Below are 17298 nucleotides of genomic sequence, written 5' to 3' on the forward strand. Positions count from 1 at the left end.
GGTGGACCCGGAGAACCTGTACGAGGTGGACTCGGAGGTGCCGGACCTGACAGGCGCGGTGTTGCTGCACCACTTCGAGGGTTTCATGGACGCGGGCGCCGCCGGCCGCCTGCTTTCCGAGCACCTGCTGGAGACCCTGGAGAGCCGCGTCGTCGCGCGCTTCGACATCGACGGCCTGATCGACTACCGCTCGCGCCGCCCGCTGATGACCTACGCGACCGACCACTGGGAGGACTACGCCGCCCCGCAACTGGTCGTGCACCTGCTGTGGGACAGCGCGGGCCACCCGTTCCTGCTGCTCACCGGCCCCGAGCCGGACCGCGGCTGGGAGGCGTTCATCCTCGCCGTGCGCTCGCTCATCGACCGGTGGGGCGTGCGTCTGACCGTGGGCTTCCACGGCATTCCCATGGGCGTGCCGCACACACGGCCGTTGAACGTCATCGGCCACGCCACGCGTCCCGAGCTGGTGTCCGAGTACCAGCCGTTCTTCAACCGCGTGCAGGTGCCGGGCAACGTCTCCGGCCTGCTGGAGTTCCGCCTGGGCCAGGCGGGCCACGACGCGATGGGCTTCGCGGCCCAGGTGCCGCACTACCTGGCGCAGTCCCAGTACCCGACCGCCGCGGTGACCCTGCTGGACGCCGTCGCGCGCTCGACGGGCCTCGCGTTGCCGATCGGCTCGCTGATCGACGCGGCCCAGGCCGCCGACGCCGAGATCCACCGCCAGGTCGCGGAGTCCGAGGAGGTCGCGCAGGTGGTGGAAGCGCTCGAGCGGCAGTACGACGCGTTCATCCAGACTGTCGGCAACACCGACCTCCCCAGCGCGGACGAGCTGGGTGCCGAGTTCGAACGGTTCCTGGCCGAGCAGCAGCGTCCGCCGGACCACCTGTAGGAGCGAGCGATGGCCACCTGGGACGACGTGCGCAGGATCGCCACCTCCATGCCGGACGTGACGGAGGGGGTGCGGGAGGGCGTCGTCGACTGGAGGGTCAAGGAGAAGCTGTTCGTGTGGGAACGGCCGCTGCGCAAGCTCGACCTGGCGGCGCTGGGTGCCGCTGCGCCGTCGGGGCCGATCCTGGCGGCGCGGGTGCCGGACCTGGGGGCCAAGGAGGCGTTGCTCGCCTCCGACGACTCCGTGTACTTCACCACGCCGCACTTCAACGGGTATCCGGCGATCCTGGTGCGGCTGGAGCACATCGGGGTGGGGGAGCTGGAGGAGCTGATCGTGGAGGCCTGGCACGCGCGGGCCAGGCGCCGCTAGTAGCTCACGAACCGGTAGTGCAGCCCCGAACTCGACTCCAGCCACTCGCCGACGTGCACGGGCTCGCGGTCGATCTTCGGCGCGTACGTGTCGCCCTCGAACGGCTCGCGCACCTCGGTCACCTCGACCCGGTCCGCGAACGGCAGCGTCGCCGCGTACACCGCCGACCCGCCCATCACCCACACGTCGCCGGTCACGTCTGCCAGGGCCTTCTCCAGCGAGGAGAACGTCTCGGCGCCCTCCTGCGGGGTGCGCGAGAGCACCAGGTTGCGGCGGCCCGGCAGGGGGCGGAAGCGTTCCGGCAGCGACTCCCAGGTGCGCCGGCCCATCAGGACCGCCGAGCCCGCGGTGATCTCCCGGAAGTGCTTCAGGTCCTCCGGGATGCGCCACGGGATCGCGTTGTCGCGGCCGATCACGCCACCGGGGGCCTGCGCCCAGATCAGGCCGATCACACCGCCACCGGGGCCTTGATGCCGGGATGCGGGTCGTAGCCGACGATCTCGAAGTCCTCGTACCTGTAGTCGAACAACGAGGAAGCAGGGGCCAGGCGCAGCGAGGGGAACGGGCGCGCCTCGCGGCTGAGCTGCAGTTCGACCTGCTCCACGTGGTTGTCGTAGATGTGGCAGTCGCCGCCGGTCCAGATGAAGTCGCCGACGCCGAGGCCGGTCTGGGCGGCGATCATGTGGGTCAGCAGGGCGTAGGACGCGATGTTGAACGGCACGCCGAGGAACAGGTCCGCGCTGCGCTGGTAGAGCTGGCACGACAGCTTGCCGTCGGCGACGTAGAACTGGAAGAACGCGTGGCACGGGGGCAGCGCCATCTGCGGGATCTCGCCCACGTTCCAGGCCGAGACGATGATGCGGCGCGAGTCCGGGTTCTCCCGCAACGTCCGCAGCACCTCGGCGATCTGGTCGACGTGACCGCCGTCCGGGGTGGGCCACGAGCGCCACTGGACGCCGTAGATCGGGCCGAGCTCACCGTCCGAAGGAGCCCATTCGTCCCAGATCGTCACGCCGTGCTCCTGGAGCCACCGCACGTTGCTGTCACCGCGCAGGAACCACAGCAGCTCGTACGCGATCGACTTGAAGTGCACCTTCTTCGTCGTGATCAGCGGGAAGCCCGCGGCGAGCGGGTAGCGCAGCTGGTGGCCGAAGATCGACCGCGTGCCGGTGCCGGTGCGGTCCTCCTTGTGCACGCCCTCCTTCAGGACGTGGCGGAGCAGGTCTTCGTACTGCGTGTCGGGCATGCACGCACCATAGCGCCTGTATCGAAGTCCGATCCGCGATCTGCACCCCGGTCTGTTCGGCCAAGCGCGACGTCGCGTACTGCGGGGTCTTGGACACGGCCAGCGCCTCGATCTCGTCGATCGCGCGGCGGGCGGCGCCCAGGCAGACGGACGCGACGCCCGCGGCCAGGAAGCTGAAGTACGGGAAGACCGTGATCGGACCCTCGATGCCGGGCGTGACGCCGATCGGCCACACGGCACGGCGCAACGGCAGGAAGGCGTTCTCGAGAGAGAAGTCGTGCGAACTCGTGGCACGCAGGCCGGCAGCGTGCCAGGTGTCGTGGATCGTCACGTCCGAACGCGGATACACGGCCAGACGCGGGCCAACGGGCGTGAGGGTGCCACCGATGATCCACGAGCAATGCGTGACGGCGCTGCCCCAGCCCCAACGGCCCGTCACGAGGTAACCGCCGTCGGTCTCGACAGCCTTCCCCAACGGCGCGGCGGTGCCCGCGATCAACGCGCGCGGGTCGCCGAAGACCTCGTCGGCGGCGTCGACGGGCAGGTACCAGGCCAGCGACGACGAGATCGTGGTCGTCATCGCGGTCCAGCCGGTGGAGGCGTCGGACCGGGAGAGCTCCTGGATCTCGCGGTTCCACTCGGGCAGGCCCAGCTCGGCGCCGCCGTAGCGCTTCGGGGCGATCAGCCGGTGCACGCCGGCGTCGACGAGCGCGGTCACCACCGGTTCGGTGAGTGCGCGCTGGTGCTCGGCCGCGGACGCTTCGGCGCGGATCAGGGCGTGGAGATCCATGCGCGTGATCTTGCCGAGCGCGCTACAGCTTGGCGAGCGCCTCAACGAGTGGCTTGAGCTCCGGAGTTCCGGACGCCTCCTCCAACGACGCGGAGAGCACCTCGTCGTGGGTGGGACGGGCGAGCGCGAGCAGTTCGTGACCCTTCTCGGTGACCTCGGTGTAGATGCCGCGACGGTCGGTGGGGCAGAGGTAGCGGGCGAGCAGGCCGCGGTCCTCCAGGCGCGTGACCAGGCGCGTCGTCGCCGACTGGCTGAGCACCACGGCGCCTGCGAGCTGGTTCATCCGCAGGTGGAAGCCGTCCTGACGGTTGAGCACGTCCAGAACGGTGTACTCGCTGACCGAGAGTTCGTGAGCCTTCTGCAGGGCTCTCTCGAGGCGGTCCTCGATGCGTGCGTGCAACGCCGCGAGCGTGCGCCAGCCTTGCGCGCGCGCCTGGACGGCGTCGTCGTCCAGTGACATAGGTCAACCCTTCTCAAATAGACAGCGTCTGCAACTATTGCGTACGCTTGTAATCGTCTTCAGCAAGTCTACCGGGGAGAGACATGGATCTGTCGGGACGCACGGCCCTGGTGACGGGCTCCACCTCCGGCATCGGCTTCGCCACGGCGGAGGCGCTGCTGAAGGCGGGGGCGTCGGTGGTCGTCAGCGGTCGCACCGAGGAACGCGTGGCCGAGGCGGTCGGCAAGCTGAGTGGCCACGGTGACGTCCGCGGCATCGCGGCCGACATCGCGACCGCCGAAGGCGTGGCCGAGGTGGTCGAGCAGCTGCCGGACGTCGACGTGCTCGTCAACAACACGGGGATCTACGGAGCCCGGCCGGTGTTCGAGATCGAGGACGCCGAGTGGCAGCGGTTCTTCGACACCAACGTCATGTCCGGCGTGCGGCTCGCACGGCACTACACGCCCCGCATGGTCGAACGCGGCTGGGGCCGGGTGATCTTCGTGAGCAGCGAGTCGTCCGTGTTCACGCCCACCGAGATGGTCCACTACGGCATGACGAAAACCGCGCAGCTCGCCGTCGCGCGCGGCATGGCCCAGGCCGTGAAGGGCACCGGCGTCACCGTGAACTCGGTGCTGCCCGGCCCGACGCTCACCCCCGGCGTGGAGGAGTTCATCCGCGACCGCGTGGGCGAGGGCGGCGAGGCCGAGTTCGTCCGCACCGAACGCCCCACCCTGCTGCTGGGCCGGCTGATCCGCCCGCACGAGGTCGCGAACCTCATCACCTACGTCGCGTCGGACCTGTCGTCCGCGACGACCGGAGCCGCGTTGCGCGTCGACGGCGGCACCGCTCCGACGCTGATCCCGTAACACGAGTTAGGAACTGGTTTGAACACCCTGAAGCTCAACAACGGCGTCGTCATGCCCCAGTTCGGTTTCGGTGTCTGGCAGGTGCCGGACGCCGAGGCCGCGCCCGCCGTCGCGGAGGCGCTGAAGGCCGGGTACCGCAGCATCGACACCGCGGCCGCCTACGGCAACGAGGGCGGTGTCGGCGAGGCCATCGCACAGTCCGATGTGGACCGTGACGACGTCTTCATCACCACCAAGCTCTGGAACTCCGACCAGGGCTACGACTCGACGCTGCGCGCGTTCGACGAGTCCCTGAAGAAGCTCAAGCTCGACGTGCTCGACCTCTACCTGATCCACTGGCCGACGCCCGCCCGCGACCTCTACGTCGACACGTGGAAGGCGTTCGTGCAGTTGCAGAAGGAGGGCCGCGTCCGCGCGATCGGCGTCTCCAACTTCCAGCCCGCGCACCTGCGCCGCCTGATCGACGAGACCGGCGTCGTCCCCGCGGTGAACCAGGTCGAGCTGCACCCGTACCTGCAGCAGAGCGACCTGCGCGTCTTCCACGCCCAGCACGGCATCGAGACCGAGGCCTGGTCGCCGCTCGGCCAGGGCGGCGAGCTGTTGAACGACCCGGTGGTCACCGAGATCGCCGCACGCCACCAGCGTTCCGCGGCCCAGGTCGTGCTGCGCTGGCACGTGCAGCTCGGCACGATCGTGATCCCGAAGTCCGTGACGCCGGCGCGGATCCGCGAGAACATCGCCGTGTTCGACTTCGAGCTGTCGGACGAGGAGATCGCGGCGCTGTCCACTCTGGACCGCGGCGGCCGCATCGGCCCGAACCCGGACGAGTTCAACCAGGCCTGAGAAAGTACGAAGCCCCGGTCCGCCTCTCTCGCGGTCCGGGGCTTCGCCGGCAACGGGCCTGCCTCCTTCTTCTAGGCCCGCATGACTGTGGCGATCGGGATCCGTGCCGCCCGGATGGCCGGGATGAGGCCACCGAGCACACCGGCGATCAGACCGGCGATGACACCGGCCATGCCCGCCTCCCAGGGGAAAACGGTGCCCTGCAACGACGGGAACCGGTGTCCGAACATCATCAGCGCCACCTGCAACCCCGCCGCGCCCGCGCCGATCGCCAGCGCGGCGGTCAGCAGGCCCGTCAGCAACGTCTCGGCGAGCACGATGCCCGCGAGCAGCATGCGCGACATGCCCACCGCGCGGCGCAGGGCGAACTCCTCGACGCGCTCACCGACGGTGGCGAGGCCGACGTTCAGGATGCCCGCGACGCCGATCAGCAGCACCAGGAACGCCATGCCGAGGAAGATCAGCCGCATGATCTTCAGCTGGGACTCCATGCGCTCCTTGGAGTTCACCGTCTGGAAGTGCAGCTGGTTCTGGTCGATGCCGGCGCCGACGAGCTTGGCCTTCAGCAGCTGCTGGAGGTCGCCTGAGTCCGGCTGGAGGTAGACCTCGAGTTGGGTGCCGCCGCGGAACCTGTTGGCGTCGGTGTTCGCGGGCGCCGAGGGCATCCACGTGCGCAGCTCGTCGAGGCGCATGTAGATCCGCGGCGAGCCGCTGCCGTCCTCCACCACGCCGACGATCTGCGGGGTCACGTGGTGGGTGGCGCCCTCGATCATCATCTCACCGGGGATCCGGTACCGGGTGAGGCCCTTGGCGGCTTCCTCGTTCAGCACGATCCTGGGCGCGAGCGCCGGCGCGGTCGTGAAGTCGAGCCAGCTGCCGGAGATCGGCCGGTACGGCTTGAACGGCCGGATGTCGCCGGTCAGCGCGACCATGCTGACCTCGATCGCCTGGCCGTCCGGCTTCTTCTCGGGCTTCTTCTGCTCCTGGCACACGCCGCTGGAGTCGCAGTACATCTCGGGGCCGTAGTAGTTGCCGCCCTTACCCGCGTACTCGAACGGCATGCCGCCCTCGTTGATCGGCCGCACGCCCGGCTCACCGATGATCGCCTGAGAGCTGATCATCGCCACCGCGTCGGCACGACCCTTCAGGGTGGACTCCACGATGCCCGGCGCGCCCTTCTCGCCGGGGATGTAGCCCATGATCGTGCCGTCCTTGCCGGCCTGGAGCTCGACGTCGGTGAGCATCGCGCGTTCGGCGATCGCGGCCCCCGCCTGCACCGTCACGACCGCGAGCACGCCGAGGAACAGCGACACCATCGACAGGAACGTGCGCAGCTTGCGGGCGCGGATGCCCTGTCCGCCGATGACGAGGGCGGACCGCAACTTGCCGGAGAACATCAGTTGAACCGCCCGTCGCGCAGCTCCAGCACGCGGCCCATCTTGCGCGCGTGGTCGTGGTCGTGCGTGACCAGCACGAGGCCGCAGCCCTGCCTGGTCGTGTTGAGCAGCACCTCGACGACGAGGTTGCCGGTCTCCGTGTCGAGCGCGCCGGTCGGCTCGTCGGCGAGGATCACGCGCGGCTGGCGGACGAGCGCGCGGGCGATCGCGACGCGCTGCTGCTCACCACCGGAGAGCCTGGAGGGCTTGGACTTCGCGAGGTGCGCGATGCCGACCTGCTCCAGCGCCTCCATCACCTGCTGCTTGCGCTTGCGGCGGGCCGACCAGCCCTGGCCGTTCACCAGCGCCATCGCCACGTTCTGCGCCGCGGTGAGGTGCTTGAGCAGGAAGAAGCGCTGGAACACGAACCCGAACTCGGCGCTGCGCAGTGCGGCTGCCCTGCGTTCCGGCACTCGTGTGATGTCGTTGCCGTGCAGGAAGTACTGGCCTTCGTCGGCACGGTCGAAGAGCCCGATCAACGACAGCAGCGTCGACTTGCCGGAGCCGGACCTGCCGAGGATCGCCACGCTCTGTCCCGGGTGGACGGTCAGGTCCACACCGGACAGGATCGTGCGCGGTTCCTCCTGGCCCTTCAGGACTTTCGTGATGCCGTTGAGCTGGAGCAGCGGCGCCTGGACCTGAACCTGTGGTGCGGTCATCACGGTCCCGTCGGCTTCTGCTGCGGCTCGCCGCCCTGCTGCTGGCCTTCCGGCAGGTTCGGGCCGGGCACCGCGAGCTCCTCGTCGCCGGTGAGACCCGACTTGATCTCGATGACCTTGCCGTCGGTGAGGCCGAGCGTCACGTCGGTGGTGCGGCGCGAACCGTCGGGCTGCATCACGTCGACCTTGCCCTTGCCCTGCTGACCGGCCACGGCTTCGACGGGAACGACCAGCGCCTGCGCCGACTTGCCGGTGGTGACCTCGATCGACGCGCTGGCGCCGTTGATCATCTGCACGTCCGCGGGCGCGGTGCACACGATGCGCAGGCCGGTCGCCGAGCTCGGCGTCTGCGGCTGGTCCTTGGGCTGCTGCGGCTGCGGGTCCTTCTGGTCCTTCTGGTCCTTGGTGTCCGGCGTGACCGGCGGCTTCTCCGGGATCGTGCCCTGCGGCAGCGCGGCGATCGTGCCGAGCACGGTGCACGGGAACGGGCCTGGACCGTTCTTGATCTGCACCGTCACGTCGGTCAGCGCACCGCTGATCTTGTACGCCTGCTGGCCGTCGATGTCGCCGACGATCGCGTAGCCGACGTGCTTGGCCGTCGCGAGCGGCATGCCCGCCGTCACCGTCGCCTTGTCGTCGACCAGACGTCCGCTGAACGTCGAACCGGCCGGCGCCTCCACGTAGTTCGGCGCCCCGTCCTTCCACACCGTCGCGACCCGGATGGGCTTGGTGGGCGTGCCGTTGGGCGTCGGGACGTCGAAGTACCGCACCTGGCCCGCGACCGGCGCGACGAGCCCGAACGTCGGGTTCATCTCGACCTTGCCGGCGATGCTGAGCTTCGTGGTCATGTCCTGCTTGGTCGGCTTGACCTTGGTCATCTGCGTGCCGCGCGGTGCCAGCTCCGGGTTGGCCTTGTCCGGACCTGACGGACTGCACGCCGCCACGGCGACCGTGACCAGCGCGCACAGCGGCGCGAGAACGATTTTGCGCACGAATGTCCCCCATGTCGTTTCAACCAACCTACCGATAAGGACACCTGATCGGTCCGGGAGGTTGCATCGGACTTTCGGCCGATGTCGCATCGACCTGGTGGCCACGGGTATCCGGTGTGTTGACCGGAAGGAGAAGACCTGTGAATGCGCTTGCCGTCGTAACCGGTGCTTCGAGTGGAATAGGTTACGAACTCGCGAAAGTCCTCGCGGACAACGGCTTCGACGTCGTCGTCGCCGCGGAGAACGAACAGATCGCCGACGCGGCCGCGCAGCTCGGCCTGCGCAGTGGTGACGTGCGGGTGGAGCCGGTGCGCGTCGACCTGCGCGGCCACGACGGCGTGGAGGCGCTCGTGGCCCGCATCAGGGCGATGGGACGGCCGGTGGACGTGCTCGCGATCAACGCGGGCGTCGGCGTCGGCGGCGATTTCGTGCGTGACACGTCGGTGGACGACAACCTGGAGATCGTGGACCTGAACGTCCGCTCCGCCGTGCACCTCGCGCACCGCCTGATCAGCGACATGGTGGACCGCAAGGAGGGCAAGGTCCTGTTCACCTCGTCGATCGCCGCCACCGCGCCCGGCCCGTTCCACTCGGTCTACGCGGCTTCGAAGGCGTTCCTGGCGTCGTTCGCCCAGGGCCTGCGCGAGGAGCTGCGCGACACCGGCGTCACCGTCACGACGCTGATGCCCGGCCCGACGGACACCGAGTTCTTCGAACGCGCGGGCATGCAGGACACGAAGGTCGCCGCGGGGGACAAGGACGACCCGGCGAAGGTGGCGCAGCAGGGCTTCGACGCGCTGATGAAGGGCGACGACCACGTGGTCGCGGGTTCGCTGAAGAACAAGGTCCAGGCGATCGCGGGCAAGGTCGCGCCGGATCCGGTGAAGGCGAAGATGATGCGCACCATGACCGAGCCGGGTTCAGCCGATTCCTGACGGGTACTCGCGCGCCATGAGCCAACCGAACCCCATCGAGATCCAGAAGTACCTCTCCGGCGTGGACTACCCGGTCACCAAGCGGCAGTTGCTGGACAAGGCCAGGGAGAACGGCGCGGACGAGGACGTGCTGGCCGCGCTGGAAAAGCTGCCGGAGCGCGACTACAACGGTCCGAACGCGGTGAGCGCGGAGGTAACGAAGGCGTGAGGAAGATCTGGCAGGCCTACGGCGAGGGCAGGCCGCTGCCCGGCTACCTCCTCGCCATCGGCAGCTACGCGGCTCTGGCCGGCGCCGTCTCGGTGGCCGGGCGCCTCACCGGCGTCCGGCTGCCCGAGCGGTTCTCGCTGCGCGACACCGCGCTCGTCGGCGTGGCGACGCACAAGGCGAGCCGGTTGCTGACCAAGGAGGCGGTGACGAGCCCGCTGCGGGCCCCGTTCACCCGCTACGAGGCACCGGCGGGCCACGCGGAACTCAGGGAGAGCCCTCGTGACGACCACCCGGCGCAGCACGCGATCGGCGAGCTGCTCACGTGCCCGTTCTGCGCGGGCGTCTGGATCGCGAGCGGGCTCACGGCCGGTCTCGTGTTCGCACCGAGGCTCACCCGCCTCGTCGCGACCGCGCTGACCGCCGTCGCGGCCTCGGACGCGCTGAACCTGGCGTACGACAAGCTGAAGTCATGACTCCTGGAGGCCGCGCCGGCGCGGCGCCGGTTCCACGTCCGGTGGCCGGTTGAGCGCCGGGTCGAACGCCGGCGGTGGCGCGTCCCCGTTCTGCGGGTTCAGCGTCACGGCGGCGACCTGGCGCCACTCCGCGTCCTTTCCCGAAGCGTGGAGGGTGAACCGCGTCGGCGGCTCACCTCCGTCCGGAACGGCCATGAACCACACCAGCTCGCCGCGGTGGCGGTACGGCGTCAACGTGCCGAGGCGGGCGTCCTCCCAGCGGCGCACGAACTTCGGCAGCAACCGCGTGCGCTTGCCCGTGCCGGTGCTCGACAGCAGCAGGTCCCAGTCGCCCGACTCGGTCGGCACCCGCAGCGCGAGGCTGAGCACCTCGGGCTTGCCCGTGTGCTCGGTCAGACACACGACGACGGTGGCGGTCTCGGGGAACGGTGCGGTGCCGCGCAGCTCGCCGGTCGTCCGCAGGCCGCGAGGATGCGGTGCGCGGCCGTCGCGCGCCTTGGCGAGCAGGCGGAAGACGGTGGTCAGCACATCCGGTGTGTACCCGGGAAAAGCCTGGAAAAACGCGGTGTTTCAAGGTCTTCCGGCGGGGGACTCTCACGGGGTGAGGCTGCTCAGAGCTCCCGGCGTGTACGCGCCCCAGGACGACACCGCGCTCCTCGTCGAGGCGATGCGCGCCGCGGCGATCCCGGCGGGTGCCCGCGTGCTCGACATCGGCACCGGCACCGGTGCGCTGGCCATCGCCGCGATCCGCGCCGGAGCCGCCGAGGTGACCGGTGTGGACGTCTCGCGGCGTGCCGTGTGGACCGCACGGGTCAACGCGGCCCTGCAACGACTTCCGTTGCGCGTCAAGCTCGGCAATGCCCTGGACGTCATCGCGGGCGAGCGTTTCGACCTGGTGCTCGCCAATCCGCCCTACGTGCCCGCTGCCGACCCTTGTGCGGCACGCGGTCCGGCACGGGCGTGGGACGCGGGCGTGGACGGACGTCAGCTGCTGGACCCGTTGTGCGCCAGGATGTTCGACCTCCTGGTGCCGGGCGGGGTCGTGCTGATCGTCCACTCGGCACTGTGCGGAGTGGACACGACGGTGCGGCAGCTGCGGGACAACGGCCTGAAAGCGGCGGTCGTGCAACGGCGCTGGGTGCCGTTCGGGCCGGTGATGAACGGCAGGACCGACTTCCTGGAGAGGCACGGGCTGATCGCGCCCGGTCAGCGGCAAGAGGAACTGGTGGTGATCCGCGGTGACCGGCCAGAACGCCCGCAGGGTGACGGTGGTGCCGAACGGCCCGGTGCTCGTTGAGGGTCCGGTCGAGCTCGTCACCGACGACGGTGTGACGCACACCAGCGACCGGTTCGTGGTCGCGGTGTGCGCGTGCCGCCGCAGCAAGCGCTACCCGTTCTGCGACACCAGCCACCGCAAGCGCGTGCGCAGCGAGGACTCTCCGGAACGCCACGAGGACAACAGGTGATCCGCGAGCCGCGCCTCCAGCAGTTCCGTGGCCTGGACGCCGAACACCACGTCGCTCTTGAGCTCCGGCTCCTGCTCCAGCAGTGACCCGATGACGTCGCGGCGCATGATCTGCTCGTGCACGGCGTCGGCCTCGATGTGCTCGGTGAAGAACTCGACGCACCGCGGGTCGGCGCCGAGCCGGTCCAGCGCCTGCGCCATCCGGTGCGCGCTCGGGGCGGTGGTGATCTCCGCGGCGGCGAAGTGGCCGACGAGTGCGCCGCGCAACGACCGGTGCAGACCGAACAGCGACATCATGTTGACGATCGCGATGGCCGGTGCCGGCACGTCGTCGAGGTAGTGCAGGTAGTCCGGCGACATCCCCGCGCCTTCGAGCAGGCCGGCGTAGAGGCGCGAGTGCATCCGGTCGGCCTTGCCGCCGCCGAACTCGTCGAACTCCACCGCGACGAGCGCCGCCTTGGCCCTGCCGCGCAGCCTCGGGATCACCCACGCGTGCGGGTCGGCTTCCTTGTGGTGGTACACCGACCTGTGCGCGAAGTACTCCCGCATCTCGTCCCACGTCCCGTTGTCCCGCAGGTGGTGCGACACCCCGCTGCCGGGCACGTGTTCGACCAGCAACGCGTCCAGCGCGGTGTCGAGGTCGTCCCCGCCGTCCACATCGGACCGCAGCGCGGCGAGGAAGACGATCTCGGCCTGGGCGCGCAGGGCGAGCAGCTGCGGATCCCACTCCCAGGCGGGGTGCACGCCGTCGAAACCGCCGTAGTGCAGCTCGTACAGCACGTGCAGCGCGATGGTCAGGTCCTCGCCGTGCGGGTCGGCGTCGGTGAACGGGATCGGGCGGCCGTCCGGGTCACCGCTCAGCGTGCTGATGACGGTCTCCGAGAGCGGGCCTCGGGGCGAGGGAAGCTTCACCCCGGTGTCATACCCTCTGCCCGACCAGGTCATGCACGAGCGCGAGCTCGCCGCGTTCCTCCAGCGCCGGTGTCACGTGCTCCACCAGCCGTTCGAGCAGAGCGGTCGCGGGCACCCGGCACTCCCGCCACGGATCGACCCCCGCACCGTCCAGACCGTACCGGGAAGCCGCCCAGACGGCCGCTGCGCACACGTCGTCCCGCACCGGGGGTGACTCGACCCCGTGGCACGCCGTGTGGACGAGAGCGCGCGACAGGGCCGCTTGCAGCACCGCGTCCTCGACCGTCGCCGCCGCGTCCGCCGCGCGGAACTCCACGGTCGGCAGCTTCGGCGACAGGCGGGCGAGCCAGAACGACTGGGCGTGGTCCACGAGCGTTCCACACGCGACCATCCTGGCGACGGCGGCGTCGTACTCGGCGGCCCCGGAGAAGACCGGAGGCACACCGGAGCCCGGGAACCGCGACTGCTCCACCATCCGCCAGCTCGCGTAGCCGTTGTCCGGTGAGCTGGCGGACAAGGCGAGCAGCGTGGGCAGCCACGGCCGGACGTGGTTCAGCACGCGCACGCCGGTCTCGCGGTCGGGCACACCGACGTGGACGTGACACCCGCACGCCTCGTAGTGCTCGACGACGCCCGCGTAGGTGTCCAGCACGTGGCGGAAGCGCGGGTTGCCGCGGCTGACGATCTCCTGCTTCGACGGTTTCCGCGGGGTGCCACGGGAAAGCAGCCCCAGACCGACCTCCTCGGCCGCCTTCTCGAGTGCCGTGCGGGCCTGCCGCAACGCCTCGCCGAGGTCGGTGACCGAGGTGCACGGACCGGTCGCCGCCTCGACCTGCGTGCCCGCGAGCTCGGCGTGGAACCTGGTGAGCTCGCTGTCCTGGACACGCGCCAGCACGGCGTCCGCCCGCACCGAGGTGCGTCCGGACGCCGTGTCGACCAGAAGGAACTCTTCTTCTACGCCAACGGTGTCAGCGCACTGCGGCACGCCGGCCAAGTGCGACTCCCAGTCCGATCATGCCGAGGCCCAGGACGAAGTGCAGCCAGTCGTCCGCGGAGTTGAGCGGCACGAAGTTCGCGTCGCTCGTCTTGTCGATCACGAGCCCGTACAGCCACAGCACGAGGTAGATCGCGCCGCCGCCGATCAGGAACGCCCGCGCGCCCGCCGGCGTGCGCGCGGACAGGAAGCCCGCCACGCCGAACAGCAGGTGCACGATGTTGTGCAGGATCGACACCATGAAGACGCCGAGGAGCATGGCGCCGGACTCGTGACCCGCGAAGGTCATCTGGTCGTAGTCCGTCGTGATGCCCGGGATGAAGCCGAGCACGCCGACCAGTGCGAACACCGCTGCGACGACGAGTGCGGCCTGCTGGACCCGCGTGCGGGTGGTGACGTCGACCATCGAACTCACCTCGTGGTTTGGTCGTGAACGTGGTCGATCACCGGCTACCCGGGCAGGGTAGGCACAAACGCTCGCGGGGTATTCGGTGCGGCATGGACGACCAGACGATCGAAGCCCTGGGCAAGCTGAGCAAGGCGCTGGAGACCACCGAACGGGCGCGCGGCCACCTGTACTCGTTCCACCAGCTCACCGGATCGGCCGACTTCATGCTGGACGAGGCGATCGCGGCACTGCGCGAGGCGGGCCACCACGAGCACGCGGACCGGGTGCAACGGGAGCTGCTCGGCCGCAACGTGCTGCCGGGGCGGTGGACGTTCGAGGTCGTCGAGCAGTACGACGACACCTACTACGACGTCTTCCGTGACGTGGAACGGGCGACGCGGGACGCCCTGGGCAACGGCAGGCGTCACGAGTACGAGGCACGGCTCAAGCGCGAACGTCAGCGGCTCAGCGCGGCGGCGTACGCGGAGAGGGACTCCCGGTCCGGCTGACCCGTCTTGGCGATCAGCGACGCGACGTGCTTCTCCACCGTGCGCGGCGAGATGTGCAGCCTGGTCCCGATGGCCTTGTTGCCCATCCGGTCCGCCAACAGCACGAACACCTCGAACTCGCGCACCGTAACGCCGTGCCCGCGCAGCTGCTGCGGCACCTGTTCGGTGCCGGTGCGGCGTTGCTGGACGGGTGCACCGGCCTGCCTGAGCAGGCTTCGGCACGCCGACGCCACCGCGGGGATCGACGCCTGGTGGAAGTGCTCCTCGGCCGAACGCAGCCACGACACCGGATCACCCCACGCGGCGGCCTCCGGTGCGACGAGCCGCAGGCCCAGGTGCCGTGCCATCGGGTAGATGGCGGCGGCGTCCTGGGCGCACCGGAACGCCTCCAGAGCCTCCTCGAACCTGTTGTCGCGGCCGAGCAGCACGGCGTGCGCGAGCTCGGTGAACTGCCGGTTCCACCGCATGCCGGAGGGAGAACCCTTGGCCAGCACGAGGTAGTCGTGCCAGTCGAACCGGCCGTCGAGCACCCCGAGGAGCACGTCCAGGCCGTGCGTGCCGGAGAGGTGGAACGTGGTGGGGTTCTGCGACTCCAGGGCGCGCGCCCGGTCGAGCTCCTGCGTTGCCAGGGCGCGGTTTTCTTCGAGGAGGGCGCAGAACGCGCTCGCGAGTCCGTAGCAGAGCGGGAACTCCTGCGTGCCGCTCTTCGCGATCGCTTCGAACTCCCTGATGGCGTCGTCGGTTCCGGCGCGGTCGCCGCGGTGCGCGGCCAGCGTCGCCTTCGCCATCAACAGGTACCGGGTCAGGACGTGCAGCCGCAGGCGCGTGGTCGTGTGCAGGCACCGTTCGATCTGCTCGGCGGCCACCGCGTAGTCGCCGGTGAGCACGGACTGCAACGCCAGGATGGCGTCCACGTTGTGCGCCACCGTGATCGCACCCGCCCGGTACGCCTCGGCGTGCGTGCGGCCCAGTGCTTCGGTGCTGCCGTGTTCGAGCCAGTCGTTGCCCGCCAGGCGCACCAGCGCGTAGACGTGCTGGATCGGCATCCGGTGGGTGTCCGCGAGCGCGAGTGCCTTGCCGAAGCACGCGTTGGCCTCGTGGAGGTCCTGTTCGCGCGCGATGACCCCCAGCAGCTGCCACGCCTCGCACGCCACCGCCGGCAGGTGCGCCCGGTCCGCAGCGAGAGCCGCCTGCCGCGCGAGGGCCGCCGCCGAGGAGATCCGGTCGGGGCTCGGGATGTTCAGCGTGAGGTAGGCCGAGTTCACGTCGAGCTGTGCGGTCAGCTCGTCGGGTGCGTCCGGTCCGAGCAGCGTGCGGGCGATGCGCACCTGTTCCACGCCTTCGGTGAACCACCCGGCGATGTGGGCGACGCGGGCGAGTCGCGTGTGGAGCTTGGCGCGGCGGGAGCCCTCCAGGCCGTGCAGGCCGGGGACGTCCAGCGCGAAGGCCCGTTCGAAGTCGCCCGTCTCGGCCAGCGCGGGAAGGAGCGTGTCCAGGACGTCGGCGCGTGCGGAGATGTCGTCCGCCAGCAGTTGTTGCGCGCGGTCGAGCAACGTGACGGCCGAGCCCGCCGCGCCGCCCGCCAGCGCCCGTCTGCCCGCCTCGGCGAACAGAAGGCCTGCCTGCGTGGGAGATCCGGCGTCGGACCGCAGCTTCGCGACGAGCGGGCACCAGTCTCCTGGCAGTCCGGGGTGCAGTTCCTCGATCACGTCGGCGGTGCGCTGGGACAGGTCCGCACGTTCGGCGGGCGTCAGCTGGGCGAGCAACGCGTCCGCGGTGAGCGGGTGCCGGAACGCGTACCAGTCGGGAGCGGGCTCGTCCGGCGTCACGAGCTGAGCGGCGACCCCCGCGTGCAGGTGGCTGAGCAGACGGCGGTCGTCGGTGCCGGTCACCTTCTGCACCACCGAGAGCGGGAAGCGGTGGCCGAGCACCGCGGCGATCGACAGCACCTCGCGGCCCTGCGGCCCGAGCCTGTCCGTGCGGTGCGCGACGCTGCGCACGAACGCCGCGGGCACCGGCAGCTTGAGCTCGCCGAGCACCTGCCACCCGTGCTCGCCGGACAGCAGGAGCCCGCTGCTCACCATGCTGTGCAGCAGTTCCTCGACCAGGAACGGGTTTCCGGCGCTGTCCGTCCACAAGCGATCGGTCAGCTCGTGCGGGACCTGCGTGCTCTCCAGGCAGGCGGCGGTCATCTGCCCGACCTCGGCCTGCGAGAGCCGGTGCAGTTCGAGCAGGACGGCGGAACCGCGTTGCACGATCCGGTGGACGAGCTCCCACGCGTGGCCGGGTTCGGTGCGGATCGTCGCGAGCAGCAGGACCGGCTGGTCCTCCAGGTTGTCCGCGAGGTACTCGACGACGGCGAGCGTCTCGGCGTCCGCCTCGTGCAGGTCTTCGAGGACCAGCAGGCACGGCGTCTTGCGCGCGACGGACGCGAGCAGCCGCAGCACCGCCTCGGCCAGCACCACGACCGACTCCGTCGTGGACCGGTGGTCCTGCCACTCCGGGATCAGCGTGCCCAGCACGGGTTTGTAGGGACCGAGCGCGGAGTCGTCCGGCGGTTCGCCGCGGAAGAGACCCAGAAGGGCTTCCGCGATTGGACGAAACGGCACCATCGGCCCGATCGTCGTGCCGCGTCCCTTGAGCACCCGCATGCCCTCGTCGAACGCCCGGCCCGCCGCGTACCGCGCGAGCCTGGACTTGCCGATGCCGGCCTCACCTGTCAGGAAGAGGGCGCCACCACGGGATTCACGGATGTGTCCGAGTGCCCCGGTGATGGCCGCGACCTCTCGGTCGCGGCCGACCACGTGGGGCGCTCGGGTCTGCATTCCTGGACCCTAACGGCCGTGTGAAGCCCTCCGTGTCGGCTGCACAGACGCATTCAG

The 17298-nt window shown here is 70.1% G+C and carries 21 protein-coding genes and 1 pseudogene; 10 read left to right on the top strand and 12 right to left on the bottom strand.

Annotation, left to right across the window (positions count from 1 at the left end; genetic code table 11):
- Position 1: 1 nt before the first annotated feature.
- Together AOM45_RS44615 and AOM45_RS44620 are read left to right on the top strand one after the other, a co-directional pair.
- A complete protein-coding gene (locus AOM45_RS44615; RefSeq protein WP_035913404.1) occupies positions 2–889 on the top strand; it encodes a proteasome assembly chaperone family protein in 888 nt (295 codons plus the stop codon).
- A 9-nt stretch (positions 890–898) separates the two neighbouring features.
- Positions 899–1258, top strand: a complete 360-nt coding sequence (locus AOM45_RS44620; protein WP_030472786.1) for an MmcQ/YjbR family DNA-binding protein — start codon at positions 899–901, stop codon at positions 1256–1258.
- On the opposite strand, the gene AOM45_RS44625 is transcribed toward AOM45_RS44620, so the two are convergent.
- The 4 genes and pseudogenes from AOM45_RS44625 to AOM45_RS44645 all read right to left on the bottom strand — a co-directional run bounded on the left by AOM45_RS44625 (position 1255) and on the right by AOM45_RS44645 (position 3754).
- Complete coding sequence (locus AOM45_RS44625; protein WP_030472785.1) at positions 1255–1710, bottom strand: dihydrofolate reductase; 456 nt, start codon at positions 1708–1710, stop codon at positions 1255–1257. The genes AOM45_RS44620 and AOM45_RS44625 overlap by 4 nt on opposite strands.
- Entirely contained in the window at positions 1707–2453 is a 747-nt protein-coding gene (locus AOM45_RS44630) for a thymidylate synthase (protein WP_428829546.1), read from the bottom strand. The genes AOM45_RS44625 and AOM45_RS44630 overlap by 4 nt, the downstream gene beginning before the upstream one ends.
- A 634-nt stretch (positions 2454–3087) precedes the next feature.
- Positions 3088–3294: pseudogene (locus tag AOM45_RS54070) on the bottom strand (acyl-CoA dehydrogenase family protein); the annotation flags it as partial.
- A gap of 22 nt (positions 3295–3316) precedes the next feature.
- On the bottom strand, positions 3317–3754 hold the full coding sequence (locus tag AOM45_RS44645) for a MarR family winged helix-turn-helix transcriptional regulator (RefSeq protein WP_059363014.1): 438 nt from the start codon (positions 3752–3754) through the stop codon (positions 3317–3319).
- An 83-nt stretch (positions 3755–3837) separates the two neighbouring features.
- On the opposite strand from AOM45_RS44645, the gene AOM45_RS44650 reads away from it, so the two are divergent.
- Positions 3838–4602 carry an SDR family NAD(P)-dependent oxidoreductase gene (locus tag AOM45_RS44650; RefSeq protein WP_030472781.1) on the top strand — a complete coding sequence of 255 codons (765 nt, stop codon included), beginning with the start codon at positions 3838–3840 and terminating at the stop codon, positions 4600–4602.
- A 51-nt stretch (positions 4603–4653) separates the two neighbouring features.
- Positions 4654–5445 carry an aldo/keto reductase gene (locus AOM45_RS44655; protein WP_051784612.1) on the top strand — a complete coding sequence of 264 codons (792 nt, stop codon included), beginning with the start codon at positions 4654–4656 and terminating at the stop codon, positions 5443–5445.
- Between the two features lie 71 nt (positions 5446–5516).
- On the opposite strand, the gene AOM45_RS44660 is transcribed toward AOM45_RS44655, so the two are convergent.
- The 3 genes from AOM45_RS44660 to AOM45_RS44670 are packed head-to-tail and all read right to left on the bottom strand — an operon-like array spanning position 5517 to position 8532.
- Positions 5517–6842: an ABC transporter permease gene (locus tag AOM45_RS44660; RefSeq protein WP_030472779.1), complete on the bottom strand. Its 1326-nt coding sequence runs from the start codon at positions 6840–6842 to the stop codon at positions 5517–5519.
- The gene (locus tag AOM45_RS44665; RefSeq protein WP_030472778.1) at positions 6842–7540 is read right to left on the bottom strand and encodes an ABC transporter ATP-binding protein; all 699 of its coding nucleotides are present in this window, start codon (positions 7538–7540) and stop codon (positions 6842–6844) included. Before AOM45_RS44665 ends, AOM45_RS44660 begins: the two co-directional genes overlap by 1 nt.
- A complete protein-coding gene (locus AOM45_RS44670) occupies positions 7540–8532 on the bottom strand; it encodes an efflux RND transporter periplasmic adaptor subunit (RefSeq protein ID WP_030472777.1) in 993 nt (330 codons plus the stop codon). The genes AOM45_RS44665 and AOM45_RS44670 overlap by 1 nt, the downstream gene beginning before the upstream one ends.
- A 140-nt stretch (positions 8533–8672) precedes the next feature.
- Between AOM45_RS44670 and AOM45_RS44675 the strand changes: the two genes are divergently transcribed.
- From AOM45_RS44675 to AOM45_RS44685, 3 genes are read left to right on the top strand one after another with little or no spacing between them, the layout of a single operon-like run.
- Positions 8673–9467, top strand: coding sequence for an SDR family NAD(P)-dependent oxidoreductase (locus tag AOM45_RS44675; RefSeq protein WP_156094356.1), 795 nt, complete (start codon positions 8673–8675; stop codon positions 9465–9467).
- A 16-nt stretch (positions 9468–9483) separates the two neighbouring features.
- The gene (locus AOM45_RS44680; protein WP_030472775.1) at positions 9484–9675 is read left to right on the top strand and encodes a DUF2795 domain-containing protein; all 192 of its coding nucleotides are present in this window, start codon (positions 9484–9486) and stop codon (positions 9673–9675) included.
- Positions 9672–10148 (top strand): DUF1360 domain-containing protein, encoded by a 477-nt coding sequence (locus AOM45_RS44685; protein ID WP_030472774.1) that lies wholly within the window; start codon positions 9672–9674, stop codon positions 10146–10148. The genes AOM45_RS44680 and AOM45_RS44685 overlap by 4 nt, the downstream gene beginning before the upstream one ends.
- On the opposite strand, the gene AOM45_RS52555 is transcribed toward AOM45_RS44685, so the two are convergent.
- The gene (locus AOM45_RS52555) at positions 10143–10676 is read right to left on the bottom strand and encodes a hypothetical protein (protein WP_051784603.1); all 534 of its coding nucleotides are present in this window, start codon (positions 10674–10676) and stop codon (positions 10143–10145) included. The two genes, AOM45_RS44685 and AOM45_RS52555, sit on opposite strands and share 6 nt — an antisense overlap.
- Before the next feature lie 73 nt (positions 10677–10749).
- On the opposite strand from AOM45_RS52555, the gene AOM45_RS52560 reads away from it, so the two are divergent.
- Positions 10750–11445 carry a HemK2/MTQ2 family protein methyltransferase gene (locus tag AOM45_RS52560; RefSeq protein WP_201780182.1) on the top strand — a complete coding sequence of 232 codons (696 nt, stop codon included), beginning with the start codon at positions 10750–10752 and terminating at the stop codon, positions 11443–11445.
- Positions 11387–11614 carry a CDGSH iron-sulfur domain-containing protein gene (locus tag AOM45_RS44700; RefSeq protein ID WP_081902702.1) on the top strand — a complete coding sequence of 76 codons (228 nt, stop codon included), beginning with the start codon at positions 11387–11389 and terminating at the stop codon, positions 11612–11614. Before AOM45_RS52560 ends, AOM45_RS44700 begins: the two co-directional genes overlap by 59 nt.
- Here AOM45_RS44700 and AOM45_RS44705 read toward each other — a convergent pair.
- The 3 genes from AOM45_RS44705 to AOM45_RS44715 are packed head-to-tail and all read right to left on the bottom strand — an operon-like array spanning position 11536 to position 13925.
- Positions 11536–12558 carry an iron-containing redox enzyme family protein gene (locus AOM45_RS44705; protein WP_051784601.1) on the bottom strand — a complete coding sequence of 341 codons (1023 nt, stop codon included), beginning with the start codon at positions 12556–12558 and terminating at the stop codon, positions 11536–11538. The genes AOM45_RS44700 and AOM45_RS44705 overlap by 79 nt on opposite strands.
- The gene (locus AOM45_RS44710) at positions 12533–13510 is read right to left on the bottom strand and encodes a carboxylate-amine ligase (RefSeq protein ID WP_236704063.1); all 978 of its coding nucleotides are present in this window, start codon (positions 13508–13510) and stop codon (positions 12533–12535) included. The genes AOM45_RS44705 and AOM45_RS44710 overlap by 26 nt, the downstream gene beginning before the upstream one ends.
- Entirely contained in the window at positions 13494–13925 is a 432-nt protein-coding gene (locus tag AOM45_RS44715; RefSeq protein WP_030472769.1) for a DUF4383 domain-containing protein, read from the bottom strand. The genes AOM45_RS44710 and AOM45_RS44715 overlap by 17 nt, the downstream gene beginning before the upstream one ends.
- Positions 13926–14017: 92 nt before the next feature.
- Here AOM45_RS44715 and AOM45_RS44720 point away from each other — a divergent pair, with 92 nt between their 5' ends.
- On the top strand, positions 14018–14416 hold the full coding sequence (locus tag AOM45_RS44720; RefSeq protein WP_156094355.1) for a hypothetical protein: 399 nt from the start codon (positions 14018–14020) through the stop codon (positions 14414–14416).
- Here AOM45_RS44720 and AOM45_RS44725 read toward each other — a convergent pair.
- On the bottom strand, positions 14365–17241 hold the full coding sequence (locus AOM45_RS44725) for a LuxR family transcriptional regulator (RefSeq protein ID WP_030472767.1): 2877 nt from the start codon (positions 17239–17241) through the stop codon (positions 14365–14367). The genes AOM45_RS44720 and AOM45_RS44725 overlap by 52 nt on opposite strands.
- Between the last annotated feature and the right edge of the window lie 57 nt (positions 17242–17298).

Source organism: Lentzea aerocolonigenes, assembly GCF_000974445.1.
Taxonomy (GTDB): Bacteria; Actinomycetota; Actinomycetes; order Mycobacteriales; family Pseudonocardiaceae; genus Lentzea; species Lentzea aerocolonigenes.